At 55.4% G+C, this 25,911-nt stretch carries 20 protein-coding genes; 6 read left to right on the top strand and 14 right to left on the bottom strand.

The window, feature by feature from the left end; all coding sequences use genetic code 11:
• Genes RBH26_RS09595 through RBH26_RS09610 form a run of 4 tightly spaced genes read right to left on the bottom strand, consistent with a single transcriptional unit; the run spans position 1 to position 7,935 of the window.
• Positions 1-543 carry a TATA-box-binding protein gene (locus RBH26_RS09595; RefSeq protein ID WP_306758014.1) on the bottom strand — a complete coding sequence of 181 codons (543 nt, stop codon included), beginning with the start codon at positions 541-543 and terminating at the stop codon, positions 1-3.
• Positions 543-3,506 carry a helicase-related protein gene (locus RBH26_RS09600; protein ID WP_306758015.1) on the bottom strand — a complete coding sequence of 988 codons (2,964 nt, stop codon included), beginning with the start codon at positions 3,504-3,506 and terminating at the stop codon, positions 543-545. The genes RBH26_RS09595 and RBH26_RS09600 overlap by 1 nt, the downstream gene beginning before the upstream one ends.
• Entirely contained in the window at positions 3,499-7,740 is a 4,242-nt protein-coding gene (locus tag RBH26_RS09605; protein WP_306758016.1) for a DNA methyltransferase, read from the bottom strand. Before RBH26_RS09605 ends, RBH26_RS09600 begins: the two co-directional genes overlap by 8 nt.
• Before the next feature lie 3 nt (positions 7,741-7,743).
• Positions 7,744-7,935 carry a hypothetical protein gene (locus RBH26_RS09610; RefSeq protein ID WP_306758017.1) on the bottom strand — a complete coding sequence of 64 codons (192 nt, stop codon included), beginning with the start codon at positions 7,933-7,935 and terminating at the stop codon, positions 7,744-7,746.
• 147 nt (positions 7,936-8,082) lie between these two features.
• Here RBH26_RS09610 and RBH26_RS09615 point away from each other — a divergent pair, with 147 nt between their 5' ends.
• Positions 8,083-9,414: a restriction endonuclease gene (locus tag RBH26_RS09615; protein ID WP_306758018.1), complete on the top strand. Its 1,332-nt coding sequence runs from the start codon at positions 8,083-8,085 to the stop codon at positions 9,412-9,414.
• A gap of 1,399 nt (positions 9,415-10,813) precedes the next feature.
• Here the strand turns inward: RBH26_RS09615 and RBH26_RS09620 are convergent.
• A complete protein-coding gene (locus RBH26_RS09620; protein WP_306758019.1) occupies positions 10,814-11,407 on the bottom strand; it encodes a site-specific integrase in 594 nt (197 codons plus the stop codon).
• Between the two features lie 334 nt (positions 11,408-11,741).
• Between RBH26_RS09620 and RBH26_RS09625 the strand changes: the two genes are divergently transcribed.
• Complete coding sequence (locus tag RBH26_RS09625) at positions 11,742-12,479, top strand: hypothetical protein (protein ID WP_306758020.1); 738 nt, start codon at positions 11,742-11,744, stop codon at positions 12,477-12,479.
• Positions 12,480-12,603: 124 nt separating this feature from the next.
• Here RBH26_RS09625 and RBH26_RS09630 read toward each other — a convergent pair whose 3' ends face one another.
• A complete protein-coding gene (locus RBH26_RS09630) occupies positions 12,604-13,572 on the bottom strand; it encodes a hypothetical protein (RefSeq protein WP_306758021.1) in 969 nt (322 codons plus the stop codon).
• Positions 13,573-13,684: 112 nt separating this feature from the next.
• Between RBH26_RS09630 and RBH26_RS09635 the strand changes: the two genes are divergently transcribed.
• A complete protein-coding gene (locus tag RBH26_RS09635; protein WP_306758022.1) occupies positions 13,685-14,266 on the top strand; it encodes a hypothetical protein in 582 nt (193 codons plus the stop codon).
• 9 nt (positions 14,267-14,275) lie between these two features.
• On the opposite strand, the gene RBH26_RS09640 is transcribed toward RBH26_RS09635, so the two are convergent.
• From RBH26_RS09640 to RBH26_RS09650, 3 genes are all read right to left on the bottom strand, one after another.
• Positions 14,276-15,121: a DUF6036 family nucleotidyltransferase gene (locus tag RBH26_RS09640; RefSeq protein WP_306758023.1), complete on the bottom strand. Its 846-nt coding sequence runs from the start codon at positions 15,119-15,121 to the stop codon at positions 14,276-14,278.
• A complete protein-coding gene (locus RBH26_RS09645; protein WP_306758025.1) occupies positions 15,118-16,068 on the bottom strand; it encodes a winged helix DNA-binding protein in 951 nt (316 codons plus the stop codon). Before RBH26_RS09645 ends, RBH26_RS09640 begins: the two co-directional genes overlap by 4 nt.
• Before the next feature lie 621 nt (positions 16,069-16,689).
• Positions 16,690-17,256, bottom strand: coding sequence for a transcriptional regulator (locus RBH26_RS09650; protein ID WP_306758026.1), 567 nt, complete (start codon positions 17,254-17,256; stop codon positions 16,690-16,692).
• Between the two features lie 297 nt (positions 17,257-17,553).
• Between RBH26_RS09650 and RBH26_RS09655 the strand changes: the two genes are divergently transcribed.
• Complete coding sequence (locus RBH26_RS09655; RefSeq protein WP_006826438.1) at positions 17,554-17,748, top strand: hypothetical protein; 195 nt, start codon at positions 17,554-17,556, stop codon at positions 17,746-17,748.
• 5 nt (positions 17,749-17,753) lie between these two features.
• Here RBH26_RS09655 and RBH26_RS09660 read toward each other — a convergent pair whose 3' ends face one another.
• Together RBH26_RS09660 and RBH26_RS09665 are read right to left on the bottom strand one after the other, a co-directional pair.
• Positions 17,754-18,998: a tyrosine-type recombinase/integrase gene (locus tag RBH26_RS09660; protein ID WP_345784081.1), complete on the bottom strand. Its 1,245-nt coding sequence runs from the start codon at positions 18,996-18,998 to the stop codon at positions 17,754-17,756.
• A gap of 348 nt (positions 18,999-19,346) precedes the next feature.
• Positions 19,347-20,798: a hypothetical protein gene (locus RBH26_RS09665; RefSeq protein WP_306758028.1), complete on the bottom strand. Its 1,452-nt coding sequence runs from the start codon at positions 20,796-20,798 to the stop codon at positions 19,347-19,349.
• Positions 20,799-21,192: 394 nt separating this feature from the next.
• On the opposite strand from RBH26_RS09665, the gene RBH26_RS09670 reads away from it, so the two are divergent.
• Positions 21,193-21,942, top strand: a complete 750-nt coding sequence (locus RBH26_RS09670) for a hypothetical protein (protein ID WP_306758029.1) — start codon at positions 21,193-21,195, stop codon at positions 21,940-21,942.
• 72 nt (positions 21,943-22,014) lie between these two features.
• Here RBH26_RS09670 and RBH26_RS09675 read toward each other — a convergent pair whose 3' ends face one another.
• Both RBH26_RS09675 and RBH26_RS09680 read right to left on the bottom strand, forming a co-directional pair.
• Positions 22,015-22,656, bottom strand: a complete 642-nt coding sequence (locus RBH26_RS09675) for a class I SAM-dependent methyltransferase (protein WP_306758030.1) — start codon at positions 22,654-22,656, stop codon at positions 22,015-22,017.
• Between the two features lie 56 nt (positions 22,657-22,712).
• The gene (locus RBH26_RS09680; protein WP_306758031.1) at positions 22,713-23,006 is read right to left on the bottom strand and encodes a hypothetical protein; all 294 of its coding nucleotides are present in this window, start codon (positions 23,004-23,006) and stop codon (positions 22,713-22,715) included.
• 112 nt (positions 23,007-23,118) lie between these two features.
• On the opposite strand from RBH26_RS09680, the gene RBH26_RS09685 reads away from it, so the two are divergent.
• Entirely contained in the window at positions 23,119-23,346 is a 228-nt protein-coding gene (locus tag RBH26_RS09685) for a CDGSH iron-sulfur domain-containing protein (RefSeq protein ID WP_306758032.1), read from the top strand.
• Positions 23,347-23,553: 207 nt separating this feature from the next.
• On the opposite strand, the gene RBH26_RS09690 is transcribed toward RBH26_RS09685, so the two are convergent.
• On the bottom strand, positions 23,554-25,704 hold the full coding sequence (locus RBH26_RS09690) for a transposase (RefSeq protein WP_306758033.1): 2,151 nt from the start codon (positions 25,702-25,704) through the stop codon (positions 23,554-23,556).
• Positions 25,705-25,911 lie beyond the last annotated feature (207 nt).

A 25,911-nucleotide genomic window follows, 5' to 3' on the forward strand; every position in this document is an offset into this window, starting at 1 on the left:
CTAGAGCAGTGAGTTGACTCGAGATCGGAGATGGTCAAACGCATCGGTCGCGACATCGATATTCGGAGCACCAGTGATAACCACTTTGCCGTTCGCGAATAGCAAGATCACAGCAGCATACTCTTCTGGACGGTAGACAAGTCCTGGAAACTGCTCTGGCTCGTATTCAGTTGACTCAAGGCCGAGACCAATCGAGAGTGCATTCAGGTTAACATCTGTTCCAAGTTCTGCAGTACTGACGATGTTCTGGACCGAAAATCCAGTCTCTTCGGGAGTCTCAATCCCGTTCAACGCGGACAGCTTATCTAGGAACACGTCGTTCGATTCCTCGAGCTGATCGAGACTCGAAGAACCAGTGATGATGTACTTCCCACTTCGGTAGACGGTAATCAGCGGCCCGTCTTCCTCTAGCCGAACGTAGAGGCCATGATAATTTTCCGGATTGTACTCCGTATACGGAACGTCGAGATCAGCACCGAGTTGTTCAACGTCTAACTCGAGGCCGAGACTACCAGATCCAACAACGTTAGTGATAGTAACCATCACTCTACCTCGCCGTCTGGAATGACGAACGCAGCGGACACCAAGTCTGGCTCTTCCGGTGTGACGTGTTTCTCCTCTTCGAGGCGTTCCAGTTCTTTATCACGTTTCCGACGGAGTGATTCGAGTTCTCGTTTCGCGTTTCCGATCGGAGCAGACATATCCTTGCCCTCCTCGTCGCGTTGTTGGTACGTCTCGAGTCGGTCCTCCCATTCGCCGATTTCCTCCTCGAAGTATCGCTCTGCATGCTGGCGCTTGATCGCTATCTCACGTTCACGTTCTTCACGGGCTTCGTCTGCAAACGACTCGACTTGAGTCCATGCTTCCATCTGTGCTTCTTCATGGAGATCGTCTACAACCGATGCCAGCCTCTCGAGACTCTGGATAGATGTCGTCTTCTCTGGAGGAAGTGTATCGACTATCTCAGGAGTACTGGTAGTGACCTCGCCATCGGTAGTGACATACAGCGGCACAAGCTTCTCAGTGACTACATCGCCTGCTCCTGAGACGTAGCCCAGCCGGTAGGTGAAGAGAATCCCTGGTGACGGCTCGTCTTCGGCAGCGACTTTCACAGCGACCTGTCCCTGTACGTGGTCGGAACTGAGACAGAATTCGATGAGCGACTGGACCAATGGATGATCGAGCGCAATGAAGTCGACATCATCCTTGTCCATCGCGATCTGTTTCGTAAAGGTTGCACTGTCGTACTGTCCTGCTACTTGGTCACCGGATAGAACGTCGGGAACGTCCAGTTGGTAAACGTCACCGCCAGAGCGTGCAGGGCCGGGCCGAACGCCCTTGATCGTCCCGCCGAACTCGTCGAAGAACTCCCGAACGAGAACCTCGATGTCGGCTTCGCTCACTTCGCCGTGTTGACTACGTTCGATGACCTCGAGTACCTCCTCGTCCTCGTTCGAGAGGTCGAACCGATCTCGAATGAGAAACTCGTTCTCAACGGTTTCCAAGGCTTCCTTGCGCTCCTCTATCGTCGATTCGATGTCTGCCACAACCTCGTCTGTCGGCCTTCCTTCGGCAATAGCGGCCATGATCGTCTCGTCCAGGTCAACGTCCTCTAGGACGCGCCCCATCACGTCGGAGCGCATCCCGAGATCGGATTCGATCTGGTTAGTCTTCTCAACGAGGAGGTTGAGAATTTCGCTCTCACGAGTGTCTTTGAAGAAGAGATTACGGATCTCGACCGTGTGTTCCTGCCCGTAGCGGTGGAGTCGGCCCATACGCTGGTCGATACGAATCGGATTCCAGGGGAGGTCGTAGTTCACCATGATGTGGGCGAACTGGAGATTGAGCCCCTCCTGGGCTGCGTCGGTCGCGAGCATCAGGTTTGCCTCTTCCTCGAACTTCTCCATCTCCCGCCGGCGTCGCTCCTGGTCTAAGTCGCCGTATACCTGTGCAATGTCGTGCTCGGGAAACACCTGATCGCGAAGGTATTCGAGTGTGTCCGTATACTCGGTGAAGATGAGGATCTTCTCGTCGGGATCCTCATCCAGAATGCGGTCGACGAACTTGCGAAGTAGTTGTGCCTTCGAGTCAGTTTCTATGGCTTTGGCCTGTTGCCAGAGCTGTTTAACCCGGTCTAGTTCTTCCTGTATTTGCGACTGATTCAGGGTGATTGTAACAGTTTCAAGGGCCTCTTCGACTCGAGAGCGTTCGGCTTCAGTCAACGTCTCGGGTTCGGTGCTGTACCGCGGGATGAGTTCCTGAACGTCGTCGGGAAGTTCCTCGGCAACGCTATCGTTCTGGATCGCCCGCATACGGTTCTCCAAGGATTTTCTGATCGCGTGGACGCTCGAGACCAGCCGCTTTTGGTAGATAACCATCGTGAAACCGGCGGCTTGGTTCTCCTCCTGCTGAGCCAGGTTGTAGTACTCGCGGATGTACTCGGTGACATCGTCGTAGAGCTGCTCCTCTGCATCGGACATCCCGACGCCTAAGGCCTCGATATTCTTCTCGGGGAACATCCGCGTCCCATCAGTATCGTACATCTCGTCTTTCAGCCGGCGGATCATCAGATCATCAAGGCCGTCGGGATGGATCTGGGACTCGTGGCTGAACCGGTAGGGATCGAGCAGGCTCACGAGGAAGTAGAACTGGTCGGACTTGCCCTTGTGGGGAGTTCCAGTCAGCAACAGGAGTGCGTCGGAGTTGTCGGCGACCGCTTCGCCCACCAGATATCGCTGCGTTCGTTCGATTGAGTCGTCACTCGATCTCCGAGCCGTTAGGTGGTGGGCCTCGTCAAAGACTGCAACATCCCACTCCGGCTCGAGGTTCTCGAGTGCATCGAGCACGGAAACCCTGTCGGCGCTGGGATCGTCGGTCGTCTGCTTCGCGAAGTCGATCGAGGTAATGATAAGATCCTCTTGTGCCCAGACGTTCTGGTTAGGATGGGACTGGCGATACGTCTCGACGGTTTCACGGTCGTAGATGACGAAGTTCCGGTCGAACTTCTCGCGCATTTCTTCCTGCCACTGGACGGTCAGCGGCGCAGGCGCGACGATGAGGACTCGATCGGCACGACCTCGAGCGATGAGCTCCTCGATAACCATACCAGCTTCGATGGTCTTCCCGAGGCCGACCTCGTCACCGATGAGATACCGGTGGTCGTAGGAGTTCAAAATCTCGTAGGCCGCCTTGACCTGATAGGGCTCGATCTCGATACGGTTGTTCGTCAGCGATAGGAAGCGGTCGTACCGGTAGGCGAGGTTGAGCCGGGTTGCCCGCTCTCGGAGGTCGTGGTGAACGGGCGAATCGGCCTGTCCGGCGGCGAGTCGGTCAACGAGCGAATCGAGTTTCTCGATATGGGGTAGACCGCTGGGGAGTTTGCGGAGCTGCCCCTCCGAGGTGTAGACATGGAGGAGGTGACCTCCATTGGGGCGTTTCTCGATTTTCGTAATTTCACCACGCCCGCCGGCGAACTTGACGCGGTTGCCAACCTCGAAGTCAGTCATCTTTTACTGCAGACTCAACGATTTCGATTTCCTCATCAGTTAGCCCGTAGAGATCGTAGACAATTTCGTTGATCTGTTGATCGACCTTCTCGATTTTCTCTTCCAGTTCGTCGGCGCGCTTGCGGACCTTGGTGTACTGCTCCAGTCCAGTTTGAATCTCGTCGATATCAGGCAGCGTCAGGTCCTTCAGACGATCCAGCGGCGAGTTCGTCTGGGTTGCGCCCTGACGGAACCCAGCAAAGCCTTCGGCCTTCTCGACGGCGACGGGGACGAACTCACACAGTAGCGTCTCTTCGGCGTCGGAGAGTCCAATGAAAGCCATCGCCTCGTAGGTCTCGAACTCCGATTCGGTAAGTCTGTCCCATCGGTCAGTCTCACGAGGGTCGTCTTCCTCTACCTTGTAGCTGATATCCACCGACAGCACCAATCGACCGTTGTCGTCCTTGAAGAAGACGTCCTCAATGCGTAGGCCATCGTACTCATCCGTTGTCTTGGTCAGTGGTGTGTTCGCAACGCCCTCGAGTGGCATCTGCAGGTCTGCTAGGGTGCCACCTGTTTTCGACTCGGGCAGTTCGTCAGTTGGGATTCCAAGGTAGTCGAACAGGTTGAGGTTGAGGTTAGTCCTTTGATTTTTAAGATCGGATATTCTTTTCGCAAGCTCCTGTAGGCTTTCATCAGTTTCCGAATCTACCTCGCTCAAATTTGGAGCAATAGGCATATCATCAAGACTCTCTTGTGTAGTGTAGCCGGTTCTAGACCGCTGTTCTGTCTGCCAGTACTCGGATACTCTCGAATTTAATATTGCTGTAAGTCGGTAAAGATCTACTTCTGAATCAAGAGGTTTGAGTAGAGTAATATCACGCCGTTCGTAGTATTCTTGATCCTCTACTGCATATGGCTGCCAATCATTTCCCCAGTTAGAATAGACTATCTTGGGTGTCTCGAATAGCTGCTTATTCCGTGGCCACTGCAGACTGTACCAGCTTATTTTATCATTTTTGACTTCTCTCCTATCCTCTAACTTGGACCTATATCGATTAAGGTGCTTCTCGATTTGCGGATATTGGTCGATGTCTACACTTGATGTCACATAGAGAACATATAGGTTGTCGGGATAGCCGATATGGTATTTGGATATGTCCGAGTTGCTATATGCTGGCTTAAGCAACTGGTGGTCTTCACTAATCCCAATACGTTCTAAGTCATCATCATCTAAGAGAAACACGCCTTCTCCAATTTCAACATCTTCATTTTCGTAGTCTTCGTACGATTGTTTAGTTACTTTATCTGGGTTAGGGACGATACCTTGTTTAGATTCAAGAAAATCAGAGAAGGTCTGTCCGGTATCTGGTAATTCTAATGAACCTTTTGCTAGTCCCTTTATACCGTACCATTCGCTACCATCAGAAGGTAGATCGAATTCTTCATAATTATATGTCTCTTGGTAAAATAGGTCTTTTTCTCCTAGTAGTGACTCCGCTACAGCGTTGTCTCCATACTTGTCTGAACAAATATACGAAAACGTGATATTCTCGGATCCAGAGTTATCGAATTTATAGATGAGGTTTTCCTGACCGGGTGCCTGATTGAATACTGTGAACCCATCGAACTCAAGAATTTCTCTAATGCTCGTCCTCTTTGCAATTTCATTACGGAGATTTTCTGCGCTATTAGCTTCAGGCCAATAGGATGTAGTAATCATAGATGACGTTCCAGAGCTATTGGATAGTTTAATACCTAATAATACGAAGAAATATAGCATATCCATCCGTCCTTGATAGCATTCCTTGACGATCGAACAGTTCTTTAGAAGCTCAAATGTCTCTTTTCTTTCTTTTTCTCCCACGTACGGTGGATTCCCAATTACCGCGTCGAATCCGCTTTCCTCTTTGATCTCCCCGTCCTGCTGGTAGAACGCAATCGGGAACTCAAGTTCCCAGTGGAAAAAGTTCTGGTTTTTGGCCATCGCCTGCGCAGAACAATACCAGTCCTGATCTTCGATGTCAATCCACGAGTCGTCACGTAGTGCCTCAGCCATGCGCTCGTAAGCGTCGTCTGGAACGTCAAGGCCGGACTGTTCGGCAGTATGGACATTTGCCATGGCGATGAGATGCTGGTATAGCGGGTCATCGCGCACCTGTTCATAGACTGCCTCCATCTCCTTGATATCGTCCAATGTCTCGTTGTCGATGGCGAGCAGGTCCTCGAACTGATCGGTGACGTGCTCCAACGCCTGCCGGCGCGTTCGGTCGAACGACTCTTGCAGGGTTAGCTGTCCTTCTTCGATGTCGGCGTCAGGGTCGCCGTTGTCCAGTACAGTCTCGATGTCGCTGCCCACAAGCGAGTTGCCAGCCTTGAGGTGGTGATCGAGGAACGCGAGCGGCTGCTCGGCGGCGAGCGTCCGCAGCCAAAGCGATACCTTAGCCAATTCGACAGCGAGCGGGTTCAGATCGACACCGTAGATACAGCGCTGGGCAACCTGACGGCGAGCCCAGTTGATATCGTGCTCCTCATCGACCGTCTCGATCCCCTGCTGGGCTGCCTGCTTCTCTTGAGCGTCGATGATCTCGCGAGCCAGATAGTCGATTGCGCTCGTTAGAAAGTGACCGCTCCCCATTGCCGGGTCAAGAATCTTCAACTCAAAGATACGCTCCGCGAACTCTTCCGCGAACCCGCCCTCGTCGTATGCGCTTTGGCCAGCGAGATCCATCCGGATATCTTCGACGATCGGCCCCAGCGTGTTCTCAACGATGTACTCGACGACGTACTCTGGTGTATAGTACGATCCTGTGGCCTTCCGCTCACCGCTGTCGGTCGTCAGGTATACCTCTCCCTCCTCGACGACAACGTCGTCACCCTCGTCGGGAATCACGTACTCGCCGTCCTCGAGTGCCAGCGGCTCGTCGGCGACGTTAAGTTGGTACTCGAGCAGCCCCTCGTAGATGCTTCCAAGATGACGCACGTCCAGCGAGGAGTAATCGACGAAGATTTTCCCGCCACCGTTACCGTCCTCGCTGCGCGTCAGGAGATCGATAACCTTCGCGAGATAGGCATCGCCGGCCTTATACTCGGCGAGGAACTGTGCCTCAGGACTGTCACCGGCGTCCGTATCCGTCCGAAATAGACCACCATTGTACGCTGGGATGTAGAGGTCCTCCTCCGGGATCCCTCGGGACTTACTTCCCTTGTCGATGAGCTTGAACAGCCCGTCGAGCTGGTCCCAGAGGTTATCCTGCCAATCCCGGTATGTCGGGTTCCCACTATCGAGTTCCTCAGCGACCACCTGTTTGAGATTGTTCAGGCTGTACTGCTCCTCGTAGATCTCGTTGTCCGTGTCGAGCAGGTCACGTCCCTCTGCCTCAGCGTACAAGACGAAAATGAGCCGATACAGGTAGATGAGTGAGGAGTCATGGATTAGCTCGAGATCGTCCTCATTGAGGTCATTCTCCGGATACTGTAGGAACCCCTCAGAAAGAATCTTGATCGCCTCGTAAATGTTGTCCTGCAGGTCTTCCCCTAGCTCCTGGGCGAAGACGTTGGACTCGCCGTAGACATCGTCGAGGAAACAGTCGCCGCTTGCGTCCTTGAGAAACGCCTCGTGGCGGAAGAAGAGGTAGAAATATTTGAAGTCCTCGAGGTCTCCGCTCTCGAGAATCGTCGCCAGATCGACCTCGTAGTAGGAGTCGAGCCGGTGGCTGGTCGGGCCGTAGTAGAGTCGCCACTTCTTCCCGTCGGTCAGGACGGCCCAGCGTGCGGGCGTCTCCTGCAGATAGACGTGGATCTGGTAGCTTGGGTTCTCGAAGTCGCGCTCATGCTTACCGCTGCCTCGCGTGTCGAGCGGGCGACCCCACCGTTTGGCGTCGGCGACGGCGACGGCGTTCTTGTAGAAGTCACCGCCTTCCTCACGGCGTTCGAAGGCATTACGGGCAGCATCATCGGATTCGAAGAAGCCGTAGTCAGGGCGCTTCTGGGTCCGGCTCGTGCTCTCCTCGACCTCAAAGGGAATCCCGAGCTTCCGGAACATCGGACGGATGAACTTCTCCTCGAGCTGGGACTCATTTCGCTTGGGAGCCGTGCTTTTCTCGCGCTCCCAGAGGTCCATGATGTCGTCGTAGGCTTCCTCGAGTTCTTCGTCGCTGACCTCATCCCATTCTTCGGTCTCGGGGAGGTGCTCGTCGAGGTAGTAGTTCGAAAACAGGTCGCGGTTCGTCCGGTAGGTGAGTGCTTGCTGCATGGATTAGGCTGGCGTAACGATGAGAAATTCCTCTGCGTCCTTACTCTCGATCACAGCTCGGGCGATCGCCTTAGCGTCGACGACCTCGACGTCGACCGCGTCACCGATATCGACGCCGAGTTTCTCCAGTTCGTCCCCGGAGACGTTGATCCGTCCGGAGTTCCCGGAATTGCGCCCGATCTGTTTCCGTGTCATCGCGTATGGGCCGCGAAACTCATCGGAGATGTATAGTCTTTACTTCATCTAGGTCGCTGTCACCTTCCAGCTTTGATCGAAGGGCGGCCCGACCTCAGCTTCTAACCAGGTATTTGTCCTTCCACTGTGAACCGTGGCGTGAATGATATGACCGGAATCGTGATTTTTCCTGCTAGTCGCCAAGACGCCCATGATGACTACAAGCGATCGCTCAAGCAGGGCCATCCCCTCGAGGATCTCGAACCGTACCTGCCCGATGAAGAACTCGAGGACCTTGAGGCGACTTCGGAAGACGGACGAGCACATCTCTGGGGGAGCTCCGTTGCAGGGAAGTGGCAAAACGTCGAGCCGGGCGACATCGGATTCGTGTACCGCAAGGGAGAATTCGTCTCTCGTGGCCGGGTTCTCCTCTTGAGTGAGAACCACGAATTAGCCGAGTACCTCTGGAAGGATGGCGTCGATCACGATCGCTGGGATGCAGAAAAGCCGTGGAAGTACCTCACGTTCCTCACCGACCTCGAGGAGATTGAGGTCGACATCGAGGAGTTCAACAACCTCGTCGGCTACGACGAAACCTACCGACCCCAGGGATTCACGAGAGTCTCTGACAGCCGACTCGCTCGTCTCAGAGATGAGTATGAGTCGGTCGAGACGGCACTGGCCGAGCTCACCGAAGCCGGTGAGAAAGTCCACCACGTCAATGACACCGACGACGAACAGACGACTGATCTTGCCAGCCGCCTCGAGGCAGCCAGTACCAACGGGGATGATCCCGACGAGTTCGAAAAACTCGTCGCGAAGGCGTTCACTCGACTGGGGTGTACAACCAACTGGATCGAAGGTGGCGGCGACACGGATGTCGAGATCGAAGCGCCGCGCCATATCGTCGTCGAGGCCAAAACTCGAGGCCGTGGGACGCTCAATTCCCTCGAAGTCACCAACGTCGACAAGCACCGACGCCAACGTGGAGCCGAGCACGCTATTGTCGTCGCCCCTGGTTTCAGCCCAAAGGTGATCGAGAACGCAACGACGAACGAGTTGACGACGATCGCCGTCGACGACCTGATCGAGCTCCTGGACCGCAGAGAGCAGTACGCCATTCCGCCCGAGCAGACCCTCGAGTTACTCACCCGGCCGGGGTCCTTCCAAGACGACCGACTCGATCTTCTCGACGAGAATATCCAGGATCGGGTCGATGCCGGTGAGACGCTTCTGGCTGTCATCCGAGCCCTCGAACGAGCCGACGGCCTGGTCGAGACTGCGGCCGACGTCCGGTGGATCGTTGTCGGGATGCAGGACTCGGATGACGTTCCCAGTGAACGGGATGTCAAGAGTGCACTCCAACTCCTGGGCCATCCGAGCATTGGCGTCGTCGAGCAGACCGAGGAAGGATACCGGACCGTGACGAGTTACGAGAACGCCGTCGCACTCGTCCGCTCGCTCGGTGAGGTCGTCCAACCACCGAGAGAGGAAAAATAGGTCGGGTACTGCCGGCCTGTGCTGCTTATCCCGACCCTATTATATCGGTCTCCCGATCGCACCGAGTAACCGACGATCTCTCTACTGATATCCCGACCAACCCGACCGACGCGGGACGTTGGAGATACTGATACCTACCGAACTGAGTTCGGGTGTTTCGGTCGGTGAGAAAGCCGGTTTTACCGACAACCACCAGTATCGAGAGTGGGTTTCGAGTGGCACTCGAGTAAGCGCCGACCAACTACCGACCCCATCGGGATCATCTCTTACCATTTCAACCCGGTCTAATTGGTGGTGGTCCGGACTCCTTGTAACTCGAATACGGCGCTCCCGGCGAAAATGACGGTTTAGCCGGTGAAATAGCCGACAGGGCTCGACGCCGAAGGCAATTTCCGCCGACGTTGGGAAGACCCGACCAACTACCAGAGTCTGTGGACCGGGAGCCGGCTATTTCGACCCGGCCGAATAGGGGATAAGTCCGGCTCCCCGAAATCCGAATACAGCCGTTTCGTCCGGCGGGAAAGGCGGTTTAGCCGACAGAAGAGACAACTGCGTTTGACAGCGAAGGCGATCTCGGCCGGCGTTCGGGGCGTCCCGACCAACTGCCGGTGTGGATGGGATGGTCCCCGACCATTTCTCCTCGGGTCAATAGGGGGCACACACGACTCCCTCACAATTCGAATACGGCCATTTCGACCGGCGAAAAAGGCGGTTCTACCGATAGAACGGGGTTATTCGCTGACCCGTTCATCGGGTTCGTGTTGGTGCTGTCCAGTTACTCGGTGACGCCCGACCAATTCAGCCCGGTGGGCCGGAAAGGATCGCCTCGAGTCCCCCGACCATTGTACCCCGTGTCCCCAACCCGGATTTTACCGTTTTGGCCGACTGAGAATCCAGTTCTACCGACAGACTGGGTTTCTCCTACCGGGTGAAAGATACCCACCGACGGTTCTCTGGTCTCCCCGACTAACTGCACCCGGTCCCAGTTGCCGAGTCACTACCTATCCCCAGGTCTCTATCGACTGGCCCCGGTAGAGACACTCGTGAGATAGCCGACCCATTCGACGAGGAGGTGATGAACGTCGTCGACGAGCCGGTACATTATCTCGGGCCGATCCATCCGTTGCGGGGTCGATCCGGTAATAGATATTCGCTTGGTCCCGGTGCCCTCTGCTCGGCGGGATTATCCTCGAACGTGTCGTCATCTATGCCGACTCGAGCACTACAATGGAGTCTCCCTGGTCGAGGAGGTCGACCCGACTTCCAATAGCCGGCAGGCGCGGCGAAGTTGGACCAACTCCTGATGGTCGACACCAACTCCTCCTCGATCGTTTCGGACACCTGTCGAAGGTGGACGCTCGAGCACGGACAAACTTATCCAGCGACGAAGAACGAGCCTCTACGTTCGCATAGCTTCACCAATACGCGCTTCAGTTGGCTCTGCCAGATACGGCTCGATAGCGGAGTAATCGGACCAGCCGCCGATGCTCATCATGGTCCGAACGTCGACCTGGCGCTCGACGAGATGATAGGTCGCCCAGGACCGGCGGAGATCGTGCGACGAGACCGACTGCCAACGTTGGTCGCCAGTTTGCTCTGCGATGGTGTGAGCGGCTTCCTTGACCCACCGACGAACGGAGGGAGTGCTGGCGTCAACCCACGGGTCAGACAGATCGAGGCTCCGTTCACGGCTGTACTTGTGAATATCGTCGGCAACGTCGTCAGGCATCCACGCGTCGCGTGTTTTCTTTGACCCACCTTTCGTATTCTTCCCTTGGACCTCGAAGAGCCAGATCTCTCCATCGTCAGAGTACTGCAGGTTGCTATCGCTCGGGTAGCTCACTTCCGACGCCCGGAGCCCGCACCGTCCCATCAACTGGATCGCCACCTCACGCTCCCACCCGTCTTCTCCAGCTGTTCGCTCAAGTCGGTCCAGCTCATCGGGAGAAAGCCAACACTTCGTCACGTCATCGCTGTCGTCGATACGAACCATAATCGGATATCACAGTAAACCCGATTATAGCTTAGGTTCTCCCGGGCCAATTTCACCGATCTATGCCGTCCGTTGGACGGCCCGTAATCGGGTTATCCAATAAAGCGATTAAGATGTGTGTGCCGAAGTATCGACTGTGCATTATAGAAATGTGGTTTAAACAATACTGATAGATATAACCACTTGACTCAATCAGTACAGAATACACACGCACCATGATGAACAACAATATGTATTTGATATGTAAGAAAAATATATGAAGGTGTGGTGGATGTATTCATCAAATAAGTCTATGAGAATAGTTATGTATCTTCAAATTTGACACTAGCTCGTTATGTTTAACGACTGGGGGAGGCAAAAGCAGATAGAAATGCTAGACCTCTGGAAAACGCACTTTTCACATCATCTTTCGGGGTTTGAACTATTCACCAGTCCACTCAGGGAGAGTGCCTCGGCGGTGGTTGTTGGATATAATGCTGGTGGGGGCGACCGTGACGCTACCGAACTTAATTCGTATATGACTCGTTTCATGGCCGAGAACCCCGATTTTGGCTTACCTGATAGAGGTCACTATGAAGAAGGAGGGCGCAACTATATCGTCGCCAACAAGATACGGCGGTACTTTTTCGAAGGTAAACGTCACCTTCTTCCAGACGCCATCGAGACAAACCGCTACTTCCTCCGTACAGAGGGGAAATCGCATCACAAAGATGTTGTCGGCTCGGTTAGTAAAGAGGCTCAGGCGGAATATAGACAGTTCTGTCGCGAAACCATACGAAATTTGATTATTCGTAGCTCCCCGTCTGTTGTTCTTGATTTCAGTGGAAAATATACAGCAAGCGAATTCTGTGAAGATCTTCGATTCAAGTACAACTGTGTAGACATTCACCAACATCAGGATGGAAAAGATTTCCTAGCGGAAGTGAGCATAGCAAAAATAACAGAGGAACCCGCATCTGCAGTTATATCCGTAAAACCGCATCCATCTCATCCATGGCTATCGGATGAGCACTTGGAGTTCTTTAGGAATACTGTTCCTTTATATCTTCCTGAGGATTCTAATTCTCACTAAGATACTATTGAACAGAAGTTTTAGATTACACGCCCAGAATCTTGTATGATGTTTTGAATGCCATTTGGATTTGTTAAAATCCGATCGGTCAATCAGTACTGGTCTGGAGGTGCTACGGTAGTCGTCACTCGTGTACCTCCGATCCCGTCCGGAAACTCGTGAGTTCGTCGATGCGGTCCTCCAAATCCTCGATCTCTTGGCGTAGCTCTTGGGCTTCTTCGCCTTCTGTCGCTGCGAGTTGGTCTTTGAGACCTTGCAGACGGGTTTCCTTAACCTCCTCATCGACCTCGGCCTTTCGAACGTACTCGCTTTCGCTGATGTCGTACACGTCGCTCTCGGCCAGCTCTGTCACCTCGAGAGCGTCATCAACCTTGTCGCGGTCCACCCCCATGACGCGCTCAGGATCGATTCCAGCATCCTCGAGCGCTGCCAGAACCTCTTCGTCATCCTTGAGGGAACGGTTACGGCGACTCGTCCGTTGGACAGAGCCAAACGGGCCATTGACAGGCCGATCGTGGTGGAGGCGATTGAGGAGCACATCAGCAACGTCTTGGCGGAAACTGTTGGCATTTCGCTGAACGTCCGAGAGAAGGGTATAGAGATTAACCAGCACAGCCGTTTCCATGTCCTCCAACGTGGCTACATCGTGGCGTTCGAGTGCATCAACAAGCAAGAGCGCGTCGGCGTACACATCGAGATCGGGCTCCGTCCGGTCTTCGGTCTCCGGCTCGATCTCGTCCTCGAGCAGCTGTGTCGCTGTCGGCCCATCTGTCTCGACGATCACGCCAGCATCCTCATCGATCTCGAAACGAGGATGGAGACTCCACACAGCCGGGAAGGGATCGGCATCAGGCGGGAGCCGGTCGAGTTGGAAGCCATTTGGTGCATCGGTGACCCGTCGGTACAGCGTCTCGAACTGATCACGCTGCAGTGGTCGCTTCTGATCTTTGTTTTCGAAGTCGATGATGACACGTTGCTCCTGTACGTCGCTGATCCGGAACCGATTATGCGACAGGGGCGTGACGAGCGTCGCACCATCCGGGAGATCATCGAGTTTCTCGAGGAGCGTGTGCCAACTCACACTGAACGGCATAGTAGATGAGAAGTAATCGGAACGCAAAATCGTATGGAATGCGTCCAGACCGATCATTATTGTGGCCTCCAATATGCCGAGTATTATGGACTAGTTGGCCCAATAGATCGATATGGAACAACGGTGGGACGAATTTGCGGCTGACATTCGATCAGGTGATTCCGAGCAGGTTACCGAGACGATCGACGAAATTGAGGAGTTAGATCTCGATGAACGGGTTCAGTTGTTCGAGACCTGCTTTGACGAGTTGACTTCCATCTACGCTCAGAGCGAGGACGGATACGTCCGACAGTCGACCGTCCGGGTTGCAGAACGACTGACGCCGGGGATCGCACTGGTGTTCGCCGTCGCTGAGAGCGACCGATCGATTGAGATTGATGTGGACACCGTTCGCGAACAGACGGACGAGGTTGGTGGATTCCTGCTGGAGGCACTGACGGACGAGGACGGTCGTGTCAGGCAGTCAGCCAAGCGCGGGCTGAAAGATGTGTTCAGAACCTACGATTCCCTCGAGGACGAGGAGACGATCGAGGCGTTCGCCGTCGAATTAAACGAGATGGCAACGGAGTACTCGGACAAACGCCGAAAGCATCTCCTCGAGGCGAAAGAGGACGCCGAGTTTTTCCTCCAATCCGGCTTCGGACGGCTTCTCGAAGGGTTCCAGAAAGAATTCGGCGACTCGCTGGAAAAGTAGGACGAGCTATTAGGACCGCTGAAATTCGTCGCGCTTCCCAGTATCTCGTATCCCTTCACTGGTCCGTTCGACGAACCCGTACTGCTCGAGATATTCGTATCGACGTTCGATTTCGTCTTCTGATACGTCTAACGTCGACGCGAGTTCGCTGACGGATGTTGCGGTGTCCTCGTCCAACTGCAACCGGAGTTCGTACCCGTTCATGTATCGTTGGTAATACTCCCGGACGACATCGTCGAGTGGTGTTTGAATCCCTTCGTTCTGATCGAGTCGTTCCAGCGATTCGGAGATCACCGTGACAAATTGCTCACCGCCCAAGAGGTCTACTTGGCGTTCGATTTCTTCTTCGATCACATCGAAATCGAGATCTGTCTGGACGAGTGTCGCCATGTCTCCGATATCGTCCGGACGCTCTGCGACGGCTTTGAAGAGGAAGATATCCTCGAAGGAGACGAGGCCGACTGAGAAGGACTCGTCCGAAAGAAACGCCTCACTCCGCGCTTGCATTCCATCGCTGAAATACAGCTTATCGGCAATCTGTCGATAGAAGACGTCGAACTGACAGCCGGCATCATTTCGAACGCAGTGGCGCGCTCCTAACCGATCGTACTCCTCACCGAGATCGGTAACTTCCTCGTAGCCGAGGTCGTCGAGTACCCCTATCAGACGGCGAAGGGCCGCCTCGTCCACGACGACGAGATCGATATCTTTGGTCGTGTCCTTGAGAGACGGCTCGTGAAGTGACATTGCGCCACCGCCGATGAGATAGGCATCAACGTCCGTCTGGAGGTGATCCGCAATTTCCTGGAGCTCGGCCTCGATATAATTACGACCGAATCGTTCACGAGAACTCATACAGTGATCTCATAGTCTCTGGCCGTTTGTTTGAAGTCTTCCCATTTGGGCAGTAGGTCTGTTGTTTTGGTTCCGTCCGTCTCTAAGTATTCGATGAGTTCATCGACGATAGCTCGTAGATTGATCCCCGCTTCGGGGAGATAGTGTTCAGCACGCTCCCGTAGTGCCGTCCGCTCGATCTCCTGTTGTTGAATCAATAAGAGGCAGTACATTCGGTACCGGGGACCGTCATCGATAAGCAGTGTGTGACAGACTAATTCTGCGGGAGTAATCTCTGAAAGTTGGTCCGTTCGGAAGTAGTGTCGCCGGTCCCGCGTGAGAAGCGGGATATCGAACGCTTCGAACAGGGCAGGGCCGGTTAGGTAAAATCCGTCAGCAGTAACCTCACTGTCGCAGGCGAAGAGGAATTCGTCGTGTGTTTCCCAGAGAAAGTTGAGTCCACTCGCGTGTCGCTGTGCTTCACGACGATGTTTCTGGTGGAGCAGTCCTCGAGCGATCGGGGCTAACACTGCGAACGGATCATTGAGACGATATTGGGATTTCGATTTCCCAACGACGCCAACGTGCTGAAAATCATCTAACCGGCGGTATATCGTTGCTTGACTCACACCACTCAATTCGGCCAACTCGGTTGCGGTCCGTCCTCGATCGAGATAATAGAGCACGAGTAACCCAGCGCCAGCAATGAGATCGGGCAGATCCATGTGGCTATACTCCGTGAAAAGTCCCTCGAGTTGCTGGATTGGTTCGATATCCGTCGGAGAAACCAACTTTTTCCGGCCGCTTTGCTTGGTTTGGACGTAGCCGTAGACTTCTAATTCGGAGACGATACGTGAGGTGTGGCCAGCGCTCCAGTCGAGTTGATCAGCAAGCGTACTGATACCCATTTCCGACCCACTCCCTACTACAAGATGTGATAATAGGCGGAAGTGACTCTTTTCTACCATGTGGTCTCATATTACGCAAGTGGTTTATAAATCCCTTTCGTGATTTGAGATGATATAACTGAAGTCCAATAAGTAGTGTTCCAAACATTACTGATAGCTAAAGGGATTTGTGATGGAAACCACTGACACCAAAGGTAATGTCTCCGACGGTATCGGGGTGTTCGGCCGGGGCGACATGAACCCCCTATTTTGTACATTCTTCGATGGTACCAAGAACGAGGGGCAGAACTCGGAGCGGATGAAACCGATTCTCCGCTGGATGATGAGATGGAGGCGTCAACGTTTGCACGTCGTCTGACCCACTGCGTGATACGTTGATCTCATCTGCGTCAGGGAGATATGTCCACCGGAGGAATGGAGAGTCCCCGTTCTCACGATCCGTCTGATACGTAATGACGAAATCCCTCGTTTCGTACCATCGTACCTCGAGAATTCCACATACTGTCGGCGAACCCCGGTCACTAACGGTTGCACGTACCAGACGCGGGTGAGTCCTATATGGCTCGAGGCTGGCATTCTCGATCGCCTCACGACGACCCAGAAAACGGTGAATCACCCGCAAGGATTCTCTATCCGGGTTGGTGTCCCATCGCTTGATTGTCGGGACGTGGTTCGTGGTAGTCATTGCGACTCGGACGACACATGGTCGTTGGTGTGGGTCTCAACGAACGCCGATATCAGACGACCATCGTTCTGTTGGAGTTGGCGCGCTGCCTCGTAGAGGCGGATATCCCGCTGAATACCGTTCCATGTACCGATCGCCTGCATCAGTTCATGTGTTGGACGATCACTATCTGATCTGTATACTGAGGCTGAATCCGGGCCTTCAACGCCGAACTCTTCTTTGAGGTCGGCTTCTTTCGCTTCCAGATCCCGAACCCGCTCAGCGAGATCTTGGACTGAATGATCTTCCGCGATCTGGGTTACCTCTCGCCATTCCAGGTACGCGTCGTTCCGGCGGAACATGAGAGGGTTCTCTGGATTGTGGCATTCGACGATACCCATCTGGGTTAGGCGTTTCAAGTGTTTCTTTGCGGTATTGGGGGCACATTTAGCGACCTCAGAAACCTCATGGTGTCTCACAGGTCCCGGAATGCCCAGAATCGCTTCGTAGACCCTCCCAAACGCGTCGTTTTCTCCTCCCCAGGAATCCCGGATATCGGTGACAATGTCTTCTGAAGGATTCATACTCTCTGCTATCCGGCTAGCTCAAACTATTTTTTGGTTTAGCAACTATCTGATTCACTAATCTATTTTTAGCTATAACCCCTTGTGTTGAGTGTGAAGCACACATCGGCTCTTGAAGGAAACCCACGGTTGCTGTCCCCCGCATTGAGGGGCAGTAACCCCCCAAACGGAGCCGAGAAACACTCGATGACGTAACCGGCGACACGACAAACTCAAGAATATGTCTACAGACACGACCAGCATTCGCTCTAGCGAACGCATCGCACGCAAATCGACCGCTCAGACGGAGGGTGCCCAATGAGCAGCCAGGAACCAATCTCCGAAGTGAGCCGCTACGCGGACCGGAACACAGAGTTCTTGTCCCGAGTTCTCGCTTACGGCGACACGGAGGCGCGAGCGTATGCTCTGGCTCTCCTCTCGAACGGAGCCACGGCTGAGGACATCGACAAGATACAAGCAGAACTCGATCGGATACGACGGAACCTCAAGTAATGGCGCTACTCGTCCGAGAGGGACTCGGCGAACGCTTGTGCATCTTCGAGGATATCGGGATTGTCGTCAACGATATCGGAGAACTTTCTCGCTTGCTGGATGTCCTCGAGGAACTCCGGATTTTCCTGTGCGAGCCGGAAGACCTGGTCCCGGACCTCTTTTTGATCCTCTTCGATCGATTCGATCGCACCGTACTCGAGCGGCTGATTACACCAGACGCATGTTTCCCGATGGCGCGGCGTGTCCTGCTGACATCGCGGACATTCGACCGGCCCCAGTGGCTCAGAGTCGTCCTCTTCGACTTCGAGCCCGTGCATTTTCGCGTACTCGTTATCGGCTTCGCCGCCGAACCGTGCGACGTAGTGGGCTGTCGCGTCACTGCCTCGCTTCCGCCCCTGACGATCTTCGATAAACGCCTGGTTCATCCCCTGGCGTGCGAGATACGTTGCGTTGGACTTCCGGAAATTGGTCGGCGTCACCGGCTTCTTGACACCGGCTCGTTCAGCCGAGTCGGAAAAGCAGTTGTTGAACTGCCGGTAGCTGAGTTCCTCGGGTTTCGTCAGTTTCGACCAGAGCGGCGCACTCGAGTTGTCCGGCTCGGGGTGATCGTTCAGCCAGCGCTGGAGGTACGGCACACTCGGAACCAGCGTGACCGATCGCTGTCCGGTCTTCCCGTCGACGTGGATACTGAGACCGTGCTCGTGGTCGCTCACGTTGCCGATAGTAAGGCCCTGGAGTTCGCCGCTTCGAGCTCCAGAGTCGAAGGCGACTGCGATGAGGGCCGCGTCACGAGAGTTTCTGGTCTGGTCGATCATCGGAAGAATGTCGTCTTCCCAGCGGAGCATATCGCCGGGATCGGGAACCGGATCGTGGCTGTTGGACATCCCCGATGGGATCCACTCGATGCTCGTCGGAAGATCGTCGCCCTCCGTCACTCGTCGGGCGAAGACTCTGAGCGCGGTCCGGTAGTCGTGGTTCGTGTATTCGTTGTCGTAAGTGCGATTGATCCACCGAACGAGATCCTCTGCCGCGTCGCGGTCCTCAAGGGCGTCCGCGAGGCCACCGACGTTCTCGGCCAGGATAGTGCAGTGGCGGAGCAACTTGTTGTGTCGGTGATCAGTGTACTCCGATTTGAGCAGGTCAATCCTGTCGGAAAAGTTTATGAGAAGATTCTTATCTCTCTGTTTGATTTCATTAGATTCCTCGATCCTGTCTCGCAGATTTTGTATTTGCTTTCTGTTGTCTGTCATTCAGTGAACACCGAGCTTTTATTAGGGGAGACATTGAACCTATCGTTAATGTCCCGGCCTAGGCTCTTGTTGTTTTGCGATAACCTCGCTCAGAATCCACTCTCGAGATCGATCTGAACGGGGCTCTGATCGTCCGAGAGTATTCCGAAGCCGTTGTTCAACACGCGGGTTTCGTGGATTGCTGGTATTGTCGGACAGCAATCACTGATACTGCCGGGCAGCAGTCAGTAACTCGTCGGTGAATCGTGCTGTCCGGCAGTATGAAGAGTATTCGCCGGGCGTGAGCGACGGATTCTCACACTACGGTAGTATATCCACGGTCGAAAAAAGTGAGTCCCGACTCGAGCGTTACGTCGCGACCGCTGCTTCGGCGTCGGGTGCGTCGCCGCTGATCGGCTCGTCAGGGTCCTCCTCTATCGGATCGTCATCCACTGGTTCGTCGACCGGCTCGTCATCCTCGACGTCAGGCTCCTCTTCTATCGGCTCCTCATCCACCGGTTCGTCGACGCGCTCGTCGACGTGGTCAACGTAGATGGTGGCCTGTTCGATCGTCACCTCGAGCGTAACGTCGTCAACCGGTTCGTCCTCAACTTCTTCGTCATCCATGGTCGGTGCTTCCTCTACATCTTCCTCGTCGAGATCGTTGTCGTCAACACCGGGCTCGTCAGCATCGTCCATCTCGGGTTCATCATCGACCGGTGGTGCGTCAACTGGTTCGTCGACACCGTCCGCGAGGACGACGAAGATGGTCGCTTCTTCGATCGCAACGTCAGGAGCAACCTCGTCGTTAACGGGATCCTCTAGGTCGTCTTCAGCCTCGAGATCGTCGTCAGCGGTTGGTGGCTCGTCCTCATCGACGTCATCCTCGACTGGGTCGACGTCATTTTCAGCAGGGTCGTCGACGTCATCTTCGGCTGGATCGTCGACATCATTCTCGACAGGCTCGTCGACGTCATCTTCGGCTGGATCGTCGACATCATTCTCGACAGGCTCGTCAACGTCATCCTCGACTGGGTCGACGTCATCCTCGACAGGCTCGTCGACGTCATCCTCGAGAACGACGTAGACAGTCGCCTGCTGGAACGTCAGTTCGTCTTCGTCGTCAATTTCTGGCTCTTCCTCATCGATTTCCGGTTCCTCCTCTAGGTCGTTCTCGTCGACGTCATTCTCGACTGGGTCGTCGACGTCATCCTCGAGAACGACGAAGATCGTCGCCTGCTGGAACGTCAGTTCATCTTCGTCGAGTTCGTCGTCAACGTCCGGCTCTTCGTCATCGACTTCGGGGTCTTCCGCATCGATTTCTGGCTCATCGGCTTCCGGCTCCTCCGCTATGTCGTCCTCGGCGTTGGGTTCGTCGTTAACTTCGGGATCGTCGATTGTCATCTCACCGACCTGATCGAGGAGCATGGCCTGTTCGATCGTCACCTCGAGCGTAACGTCGTGCATCACGTGCTCTGCGTCGTCAGCGTCGGGTTCCTCGTCGTCGACGTCAGGTGCGTCCTCGTCGTCGTCAGCAGGGACCTCCGCTACGTCGTCGTCATCGTTCATTTCGGGTTCTTCGATCGGTTCGTCATCGACTGGATCCTCCACTGGATCGTCGAGGCCGATGGCGACGATCGTCGCCTCTTCGATCGTTACGCGTAGTTCACCGTCGTCGACGTCCTCCTCGTCTGGTTCGGGAACGTCTTCGTCATCGTTTTCGTCGTCTACAGCGGCGCCCGCAGGCGCTACCGCAAATGCGCCCCCGCTTGCGAGCATCATTATCGCTACCGCTACGACGAGTATATGTCGTGTGCTCATGCCTCCACGTCGATGGGTGCCAGCTAAATTCTTAAACCGGTACTATCATTTCGGTTATAAATACTCAGTTCCGATGGAAAGTCATCAGTTTGTTAAACATATGTCCGATCACAGAACCAGATTCGCCAGCAGACGGGTGTCTCGCAAGGAGTAGAAACTGATCATCAATAGAGATGTTTATCCAGTAATCAACTGATTACGACCGAAAGAGTCCGACTCCCGATTCGGTGGATTCGTTCCGCTTCGTTTTGCCGCCCGAGGGTTCCGAGGCCGCTACAGTGGACATCGTTCGACGGCCGTACCGAACGGCAAGAGCGGGGGAGGGATTCAACAGCCGTGGACCTGTAGGGTGGCTCGGACGGACCGAACAGCAACCGCGGCCACCCGTATCACAATGTCTCCTCAGAACACGGAATCGACCGACCGCGAGGCGACGTACAGCACGAGCGAACGCGATCGACGATCCGACTCGAGCGGGCTCCGGTCGAACGTCGGCAGATACGCCCAGGACGGAACCGGTGCAGTCCTGGCCGGTGCCGTCCTGCTGGTTGATGCCATCAGGACGATGCGACGCGACCGGCGACGAGCAGGGATCGACGCAGCCGTCGGCACTACGCTAGTGGGTATCGGTCTCCGTCAGCGCCGCTCGAGTGAGAACGCGACGATGGCGGAAACCGTCGGCGAGCCCGCATCGATCGAAATCGGCGAGACGGGTTCAGGCTCCGGGATCGATCGCGATCCCGAGACGAGTTCCAGCACGACCGACGAGTCGGACGTCGGAACGGAGACGGAACCAGACGAGGGCGAGGTCCAGTTTACGAGCGGTCGAGACGAAGCATCGCCGTCCAGACCTCGGCTCGAGGAGACGGACGCGGACGATCCGCGCCGATCCGACGCAAAACAGGGACGCGACGACGATCACGTCTCGGTAGACCTCTCGGAGGCGTCGACAGCCGACGAGGCAAGCGAGGCGACGGGACCGGATCCGGAACAGGCGTATCCAGCCCGGGAAGGCACCGATCCCGAACCGACGTCGGCGGACGCACCGCCGCGACGAAATCAGGGTGCCGTCGGGAACAAGACATCCGACGAGGAGGGACAGGGGATCGACGATACGGAAGGCGACGACGAATCGACGGAGTGAGCGACTCGACGTCCGCGAAACGATCGATCACGAGCCAGCGGAACGGTAGCGTGACGTACGAACGACGCCTGTCTACCGCGGTTCGAAGACGGCCGACGACGGTGGACGGTAGCGTGAGACGGTGTCTTCGTTCCGGGCTAGCAACGTGACTCGAGGCTCGCCGTCGACGCGATATTCGGCGTAGTAGACGATCGACAGCTCCGAACACGCCGCCAACAGCTCGTTCGGCTCGAACCGATACCGATCGCCGGGGCCGGACTCCGCGGCCGACGACTCGAGGTAATGTTCGTACCAGAGACAGCCACCGGGAGCCAGCGCGTCGATCAGGGCTGGGAGTCGATCGCGCGCGTCGAAGAAACTCACCGTCACGAGATCGTACCGGCCCGCTGGGAAACAGTAACTATCGACGTCTGCCAGGATCCAGTCGATAGAAAGCGATCGTTCGGCCGCCCGCGACCGCGCACGCTCGAGTTGTGACCGCGAGATATCGATGGCCTCGACGGTCCAGCCGTGGGCGGCGAGTGAGATCGCGTTTCGCCCGGTTCCGGTCGCGACGTCGAGTGCCCGCCCCGACGGACGCTCGTCGGCGACCGATCGCAAGAGCCGTTCGAGGCCGCCCGGCGACTGTGCACCCTCGTTCCGGGCCCTGGGTACGCTGGTCCGGCGCCGATCTTCGGGATCCGTCACTGGATCGTACTCGTGGGAGCCAGCCACTTATAAACCGACTGCGGAGGATTCGTCCATCGTACGAGCACGGACGCGTACGGCAGCTACGACACGTACAGCGAGTAGGCGATGACGAGAAAGCCGACGAGCATGAGGAGGCTCTCGAGCAAGATTCCCGTCATCAGTGCGACGCCGAGCAACTCGTAGAGCAACCCGGCGAGGACGAGTCCGAGCGTGACGAACCCGAATCCGACGGCGAGCAAGCCGAGTGATCGCTGTCGGGTTCGGCGGTAGGCCTTGAACGCGAGGTACGTGATGAAACTCCCCACGAGCAGGATGAGCGTTTTGACGACGGCGAGCGAGATGGCGATCAACGTCCCTGCATCGTGGAAACTCATACTGGTCCGTACGTCGAAATTACGAACAGAAACCAAGTAGCTTGCGTTCACGACGAGTGCGCCACCGTCCGGTCGGCCAGCTCTTTTTACGACTGCGTGTGAACGACTACCTATGACACGACTGGTCGAACTCGAGGAAACGGGACCGCGGAAACTGGACCCGTCCGATATCGACGACGAGAAAGGCGACGTCGCGATCTGTCAGTGTGGCCTCTCGGAGTCGTTTCCGTTCTGTGATGGCAGCCACCGCCGGACCGAAGACGAGGATCCGGAGACGACGTACGTCTACGAGGATGGTAAGCGACGGGAACTCGAACGTATCGTGACGGCCGACCAGTAGTTGAAAGCACGACGGAAATACGGAACTGATTCTGCTCCGTTCGGACCGGATTCTCGACGAGAACACGATCGGCGTCGAACCTACTTCTGAGAACTGAGTGTTTCGTGATACGACGTCGTGAAATCAGCAACAGCGAACGAAAAACAGCGACGGAAACGAGTGCTGCAGCTACCGAGTTGGGCCACCCCAGAAGGACGCTACCTGGAGTTACCCGTAATCCACACCAGGAAACTCCAGATCAACATCAAGGGTTCCGAGGACACGTCGGTCCAGCTCGTCCAGGTAGGAGTTCTGCTTGACCACAATCTCGTCATCGTCTCGATCGGGACTCTGGTCAGCAACGGCAGTGTTGAGCATCACCCAGCCGTTATAGATCAGCGTGGACATCATCCAGAGGTAGCGGCGGAAGCCGAGGTCTCGGGACCGCGTCTTGGGCTGGAACTGTTCTTTCCGGTCACGGAAGGCGGTCTCTACACCCCACCGGTCCCGGTAGTGCCGACCGATTCCCCAGACCGTCCCTTCGGGGTCATGGCCGACTGGGTTCTCGTCCGGGTTGATTCCGGTGCCCTGGATGTCCTTGTTCGTGATCATGCAGAAGTAGTCGATCTCCTCATTGTCTTCCTGCGGCTCGTCGATAGCCTGTCCGATGGTCAGCTGCTTCTCGTCGGTCTCGACTTCATCCTCGTCATCGCTGAAGTCCGAAAGGGTGGTCTCTTCGGTCTCCTCGTCTTCTTCGCCCTCGTCACTGGCGGATGAGTTCTGATTGCTCTTGAAGTTCTTCTCGACGGCCACCAGCGTCGTGTCGATCTCGTCGAAGCGCCCCTCGCTGATCATTGTCCAGTTGTTCACCCAGTCGGCCTTGCTTTCGACTTCTTCCTCGATCGTGTCTTTGACCGAGTCGGTAGCGCCCTTACGCAGGATGAAGTCACACCCACGATGGGTGGCGTAGCGAGTAATATTGACTGTCGCAAACTCAGCGTCAGCTAGAACAGTATCGACGTTCACGAGTTCCTGCGCTCGCTCGATCAGGTATCGGACACACTGGAACTGGGTGTTCGTCGGGAGATAGTTGACCGACGCAATCACGAACGCACGTCCGTTGATCTTGATGGTCGCCTGGAGTTCCTTCCAGGCGTAGCCGGTTTCGAAATGGCTCTGCTTGTGAACGCCGATCGGCGGTCGGCTGTCGGTCGAAGAGTGCCGCGAGTAGTCGTGAGTCGTGTAGTCTATCCGTAGATCGAACGACTCGTCCTCGTCGATCACACCCTCGTCGATGAGCCACTGGATCTGCTGTTCGATCCCTTCTTCGGTCCGGCGGTGCCAGACTGATGTTTCGCCTCGTGGGTTGTGGGGATTGATCGTCCAGGCTTGTTCGAGCGCTTCGCGGAGATCGCCATCGACGGTCTCGGGATCGATCAGCTCGTGAACCGGCTTCCAGTCCGCGCCGTAATCGTTATCATCCCAGTTGTGGGTGAGTTTCTTGCGCTCAACGTTTCGAACGGCACGACGGTACGTCTGCTGTGTGAACACGTCATCGAGGCCGTACTCCTCGACAAGCCGGTCAATCCCCTGCTCAGCGTACTCGTTGAGGCGGCACATGTGAGCGGTCGCGTCCGTGATCAGATCAGCGTCGTACTCCGTCGAATCGTCGCGGTCGTACTCACAGAGGTCTCGAATCAGGTTTGCCTGGAAGGTGTAGGCATCGTCCTTTATCTCTTGCTCCAGCTCACCGATCGGGTCGAGATCATCGGTATCGTCATCCCGCAGGAAGTCTTCGATCAGGTTCTCGCGGATATTCTCCGCAGTTTCGAGGCCAATATCCTCGGCTCGAACAGCCTTTCGTGCCGCTTCATACCGCAGATGACGGCGGAACCCTGGTCGAACCCGCGACCACCATTGGGTTCGGAGTGTCTTCTCGCTTGGCGTATCATCTGGGTCGAACCCGAGCTTTTCGGCTAACCTCGGATTGGAGTCCAGGCGCCCTTCGAGCTGTTCCCAACTGACGAGCGAGTATCCCTCTGACGGAGCGATTAGACGGTAGGCCCAGGCGCTAATCATTGGGCCGAAATCATAATGGGAGTTCGGCTTCTGATTGTCTTTGCCCACCCAATCGATCAGAACTGGAGTCAGAAGATCCTCTACGCCATCATATCTCTGAGCGAGGAGCTTGTCTACCTTCTCAAGCTTCTCATCCAACGAACTAAGATCGAAATCAGAATCCGAGTATGATCTCTCAGAACGGGGTTTTGGAACCGTTCGGTCTGGGGTCCAACCATCAATATCAACGTAGAGACCGTCTTGTTCCCGCGCCTCGTTGTCCGAGGGCGAACCGGTTTCGTCCGGGCGCGGATGCTTCATACCGAACTAGTAAACGAGCATGGATTAAAAGGCTGAGGTCATTGGAGTGAAAGTAAATGTACTTAGCTTCCATATCTGATGGGACAGCGTCTTCTAACGGCTGACTTTGTAGCCCAGGCAAGTCAACGTTGTAGATATTTCGTACAAGAAGCCGAAATGAGGATGGAAGACTGTGACATCGCTGGTGACGGCGTTGCCTGGGTCCTT

It is taken from the genome of Natronolimnohabitans sp. A-GB9, from assembly GCF_030848565.1.
Classification (GTDB): Archaea; Halobacteriota; Halobacteria; order Halobacteriales; family Natrialbaceae; genus Natronolimnohabitans.

Bases quoted from the DNA above. Each gene is read 5' to 3' on its own strand.
- RBH26_RS09685 (WP_306758032.1), top strand. From the start codon at position 23,119: ATGACACGACTGGTCGAACTCGAGGAAACGGGACCGCGGAAACTGGAC.
- RBH26_RS09620 (WP_306758019.1), bottom strand. From the start codon at position 11,407: ATGGTTCGTATCGACGACAGCGATGACGTGACGAAGTGTTGGCTTTCT.
- RBH26_RS09690 (WP_306758033.1), bottom strand. From the start codon at position 25,704: ATGAAGCATCCGCGCCCGGACGAAACCGGTTCGCCCTCGGACAACGAG.
- RBH26_RS09660 (WP_345784081.1), bottom strand. From the start codon at position 18,998: ATGACAGACAACAGAAAGCAAATACAAAATCTGCGAGACAGGATCGAG.
- RBH26_RS09645 (WP_306758025.1), bottom strand. From the start codon at position 16,068: ATGGTAGAAAAGAGTCACTTCCGCCTATTATCACATCTTGTAGTAGGG.
- RBH26_RS09630 (WP_306758021.1), bottom strand. From the start codon at position 13,572: ATGCCGTTCAGTGTGAGTTGGCACACGCTCCTCGAGAAACTCGATGAT.
- RBH26_RS09650 (WP_306758026.1), bottom strand. From the start codon at position 17,256: ATGAATCCTTCAGAAGACATTGTCACCGATATCCGGGATTCCTGGGGA.
- RBH26_RS09625 (WP_306758020.1), top strand. From the start codon at position 11,742: ATGTTTAACGACTGGGGGAGGCAAAAGCAGATAGAAATGCTAGACCTC.
- RBH26_RS09605 (WP_306758016.1), bottom strand. From the start codon at position 7,740: ATGCAGCAAGCACTCACCTACCGGACGAACCGCGACCTGTTTTCGAAC.
- RBH26_RS09655 (WP_006826438.1), top strand. From the start codon at position 17,554: ATGAGCAGCCAGGAACCAATCTCCGAAGTGAGCCGCTACGCGGACCGG.
- RBH26_RS09635 (WP_306758022.1), top strand. From the start codon at position 13,685: ATGGAACAACGGTGGGACGAATTTGCGGCTGACATTCGATCAGGTGAT.
- RBH26_RS09665 (WP_306758028.1), bottom strand. From the start codon at position 20,798: ATGAGCACACGACATATACTCGTCGTAGCGGTAGCGATAATGATGCTC.
- RBH26_RS09595 (WP_306758014.1), bottom strand. From the start codon at position 543: ATGGTTACTATCACTAACGTTGTTGGATCTGGTAGTCTCGGCCTCGAG.
- RBH26_RS09680 (WP_306758031.1), bottom strand. From the start codon at position 23,006: ATGAGTTTCCACGATGCAGGGACGTTGATCGCCATCTCGCTCGCCGTC.
- RBH26_RS09610 (WP_306758017.1), bottom strand. From the start codon at position 7,935: ATGACACGGAAACAGATCGGGCGCAATTCCGGGAACTCCGGACGGATC.
- RBH26_RS09670 (WP_306758029.1), top strand. From the start codon at position 21,193: ATGTCTCCTCAGAACACGGAATCGACCGACCGCGAGGCGACGTACAGC.
- RBH26_RS09615 (WP_306758018.1), top strand. From the start codon at position 8,083: ATGACCGGAATCGTGATTTTTCCTGCTAGTCGCCAAGACGCCCATGAT.
- RBH26_RS09600 (WP_306758015.1), bottom strand. From the start codon at position 3,506: ATGACTGACTTCGAGGTTGGCAACCGCGTCAAGTTCGCCGGCGGGCGT.
- RBH26_RS09640 (WP_306758023.1), bottom strand. From the start codon at position 15,121: ATGAGTTCTCGTGAACGATTCGGTCGTAATTATATCGAGGCCGAGCTC.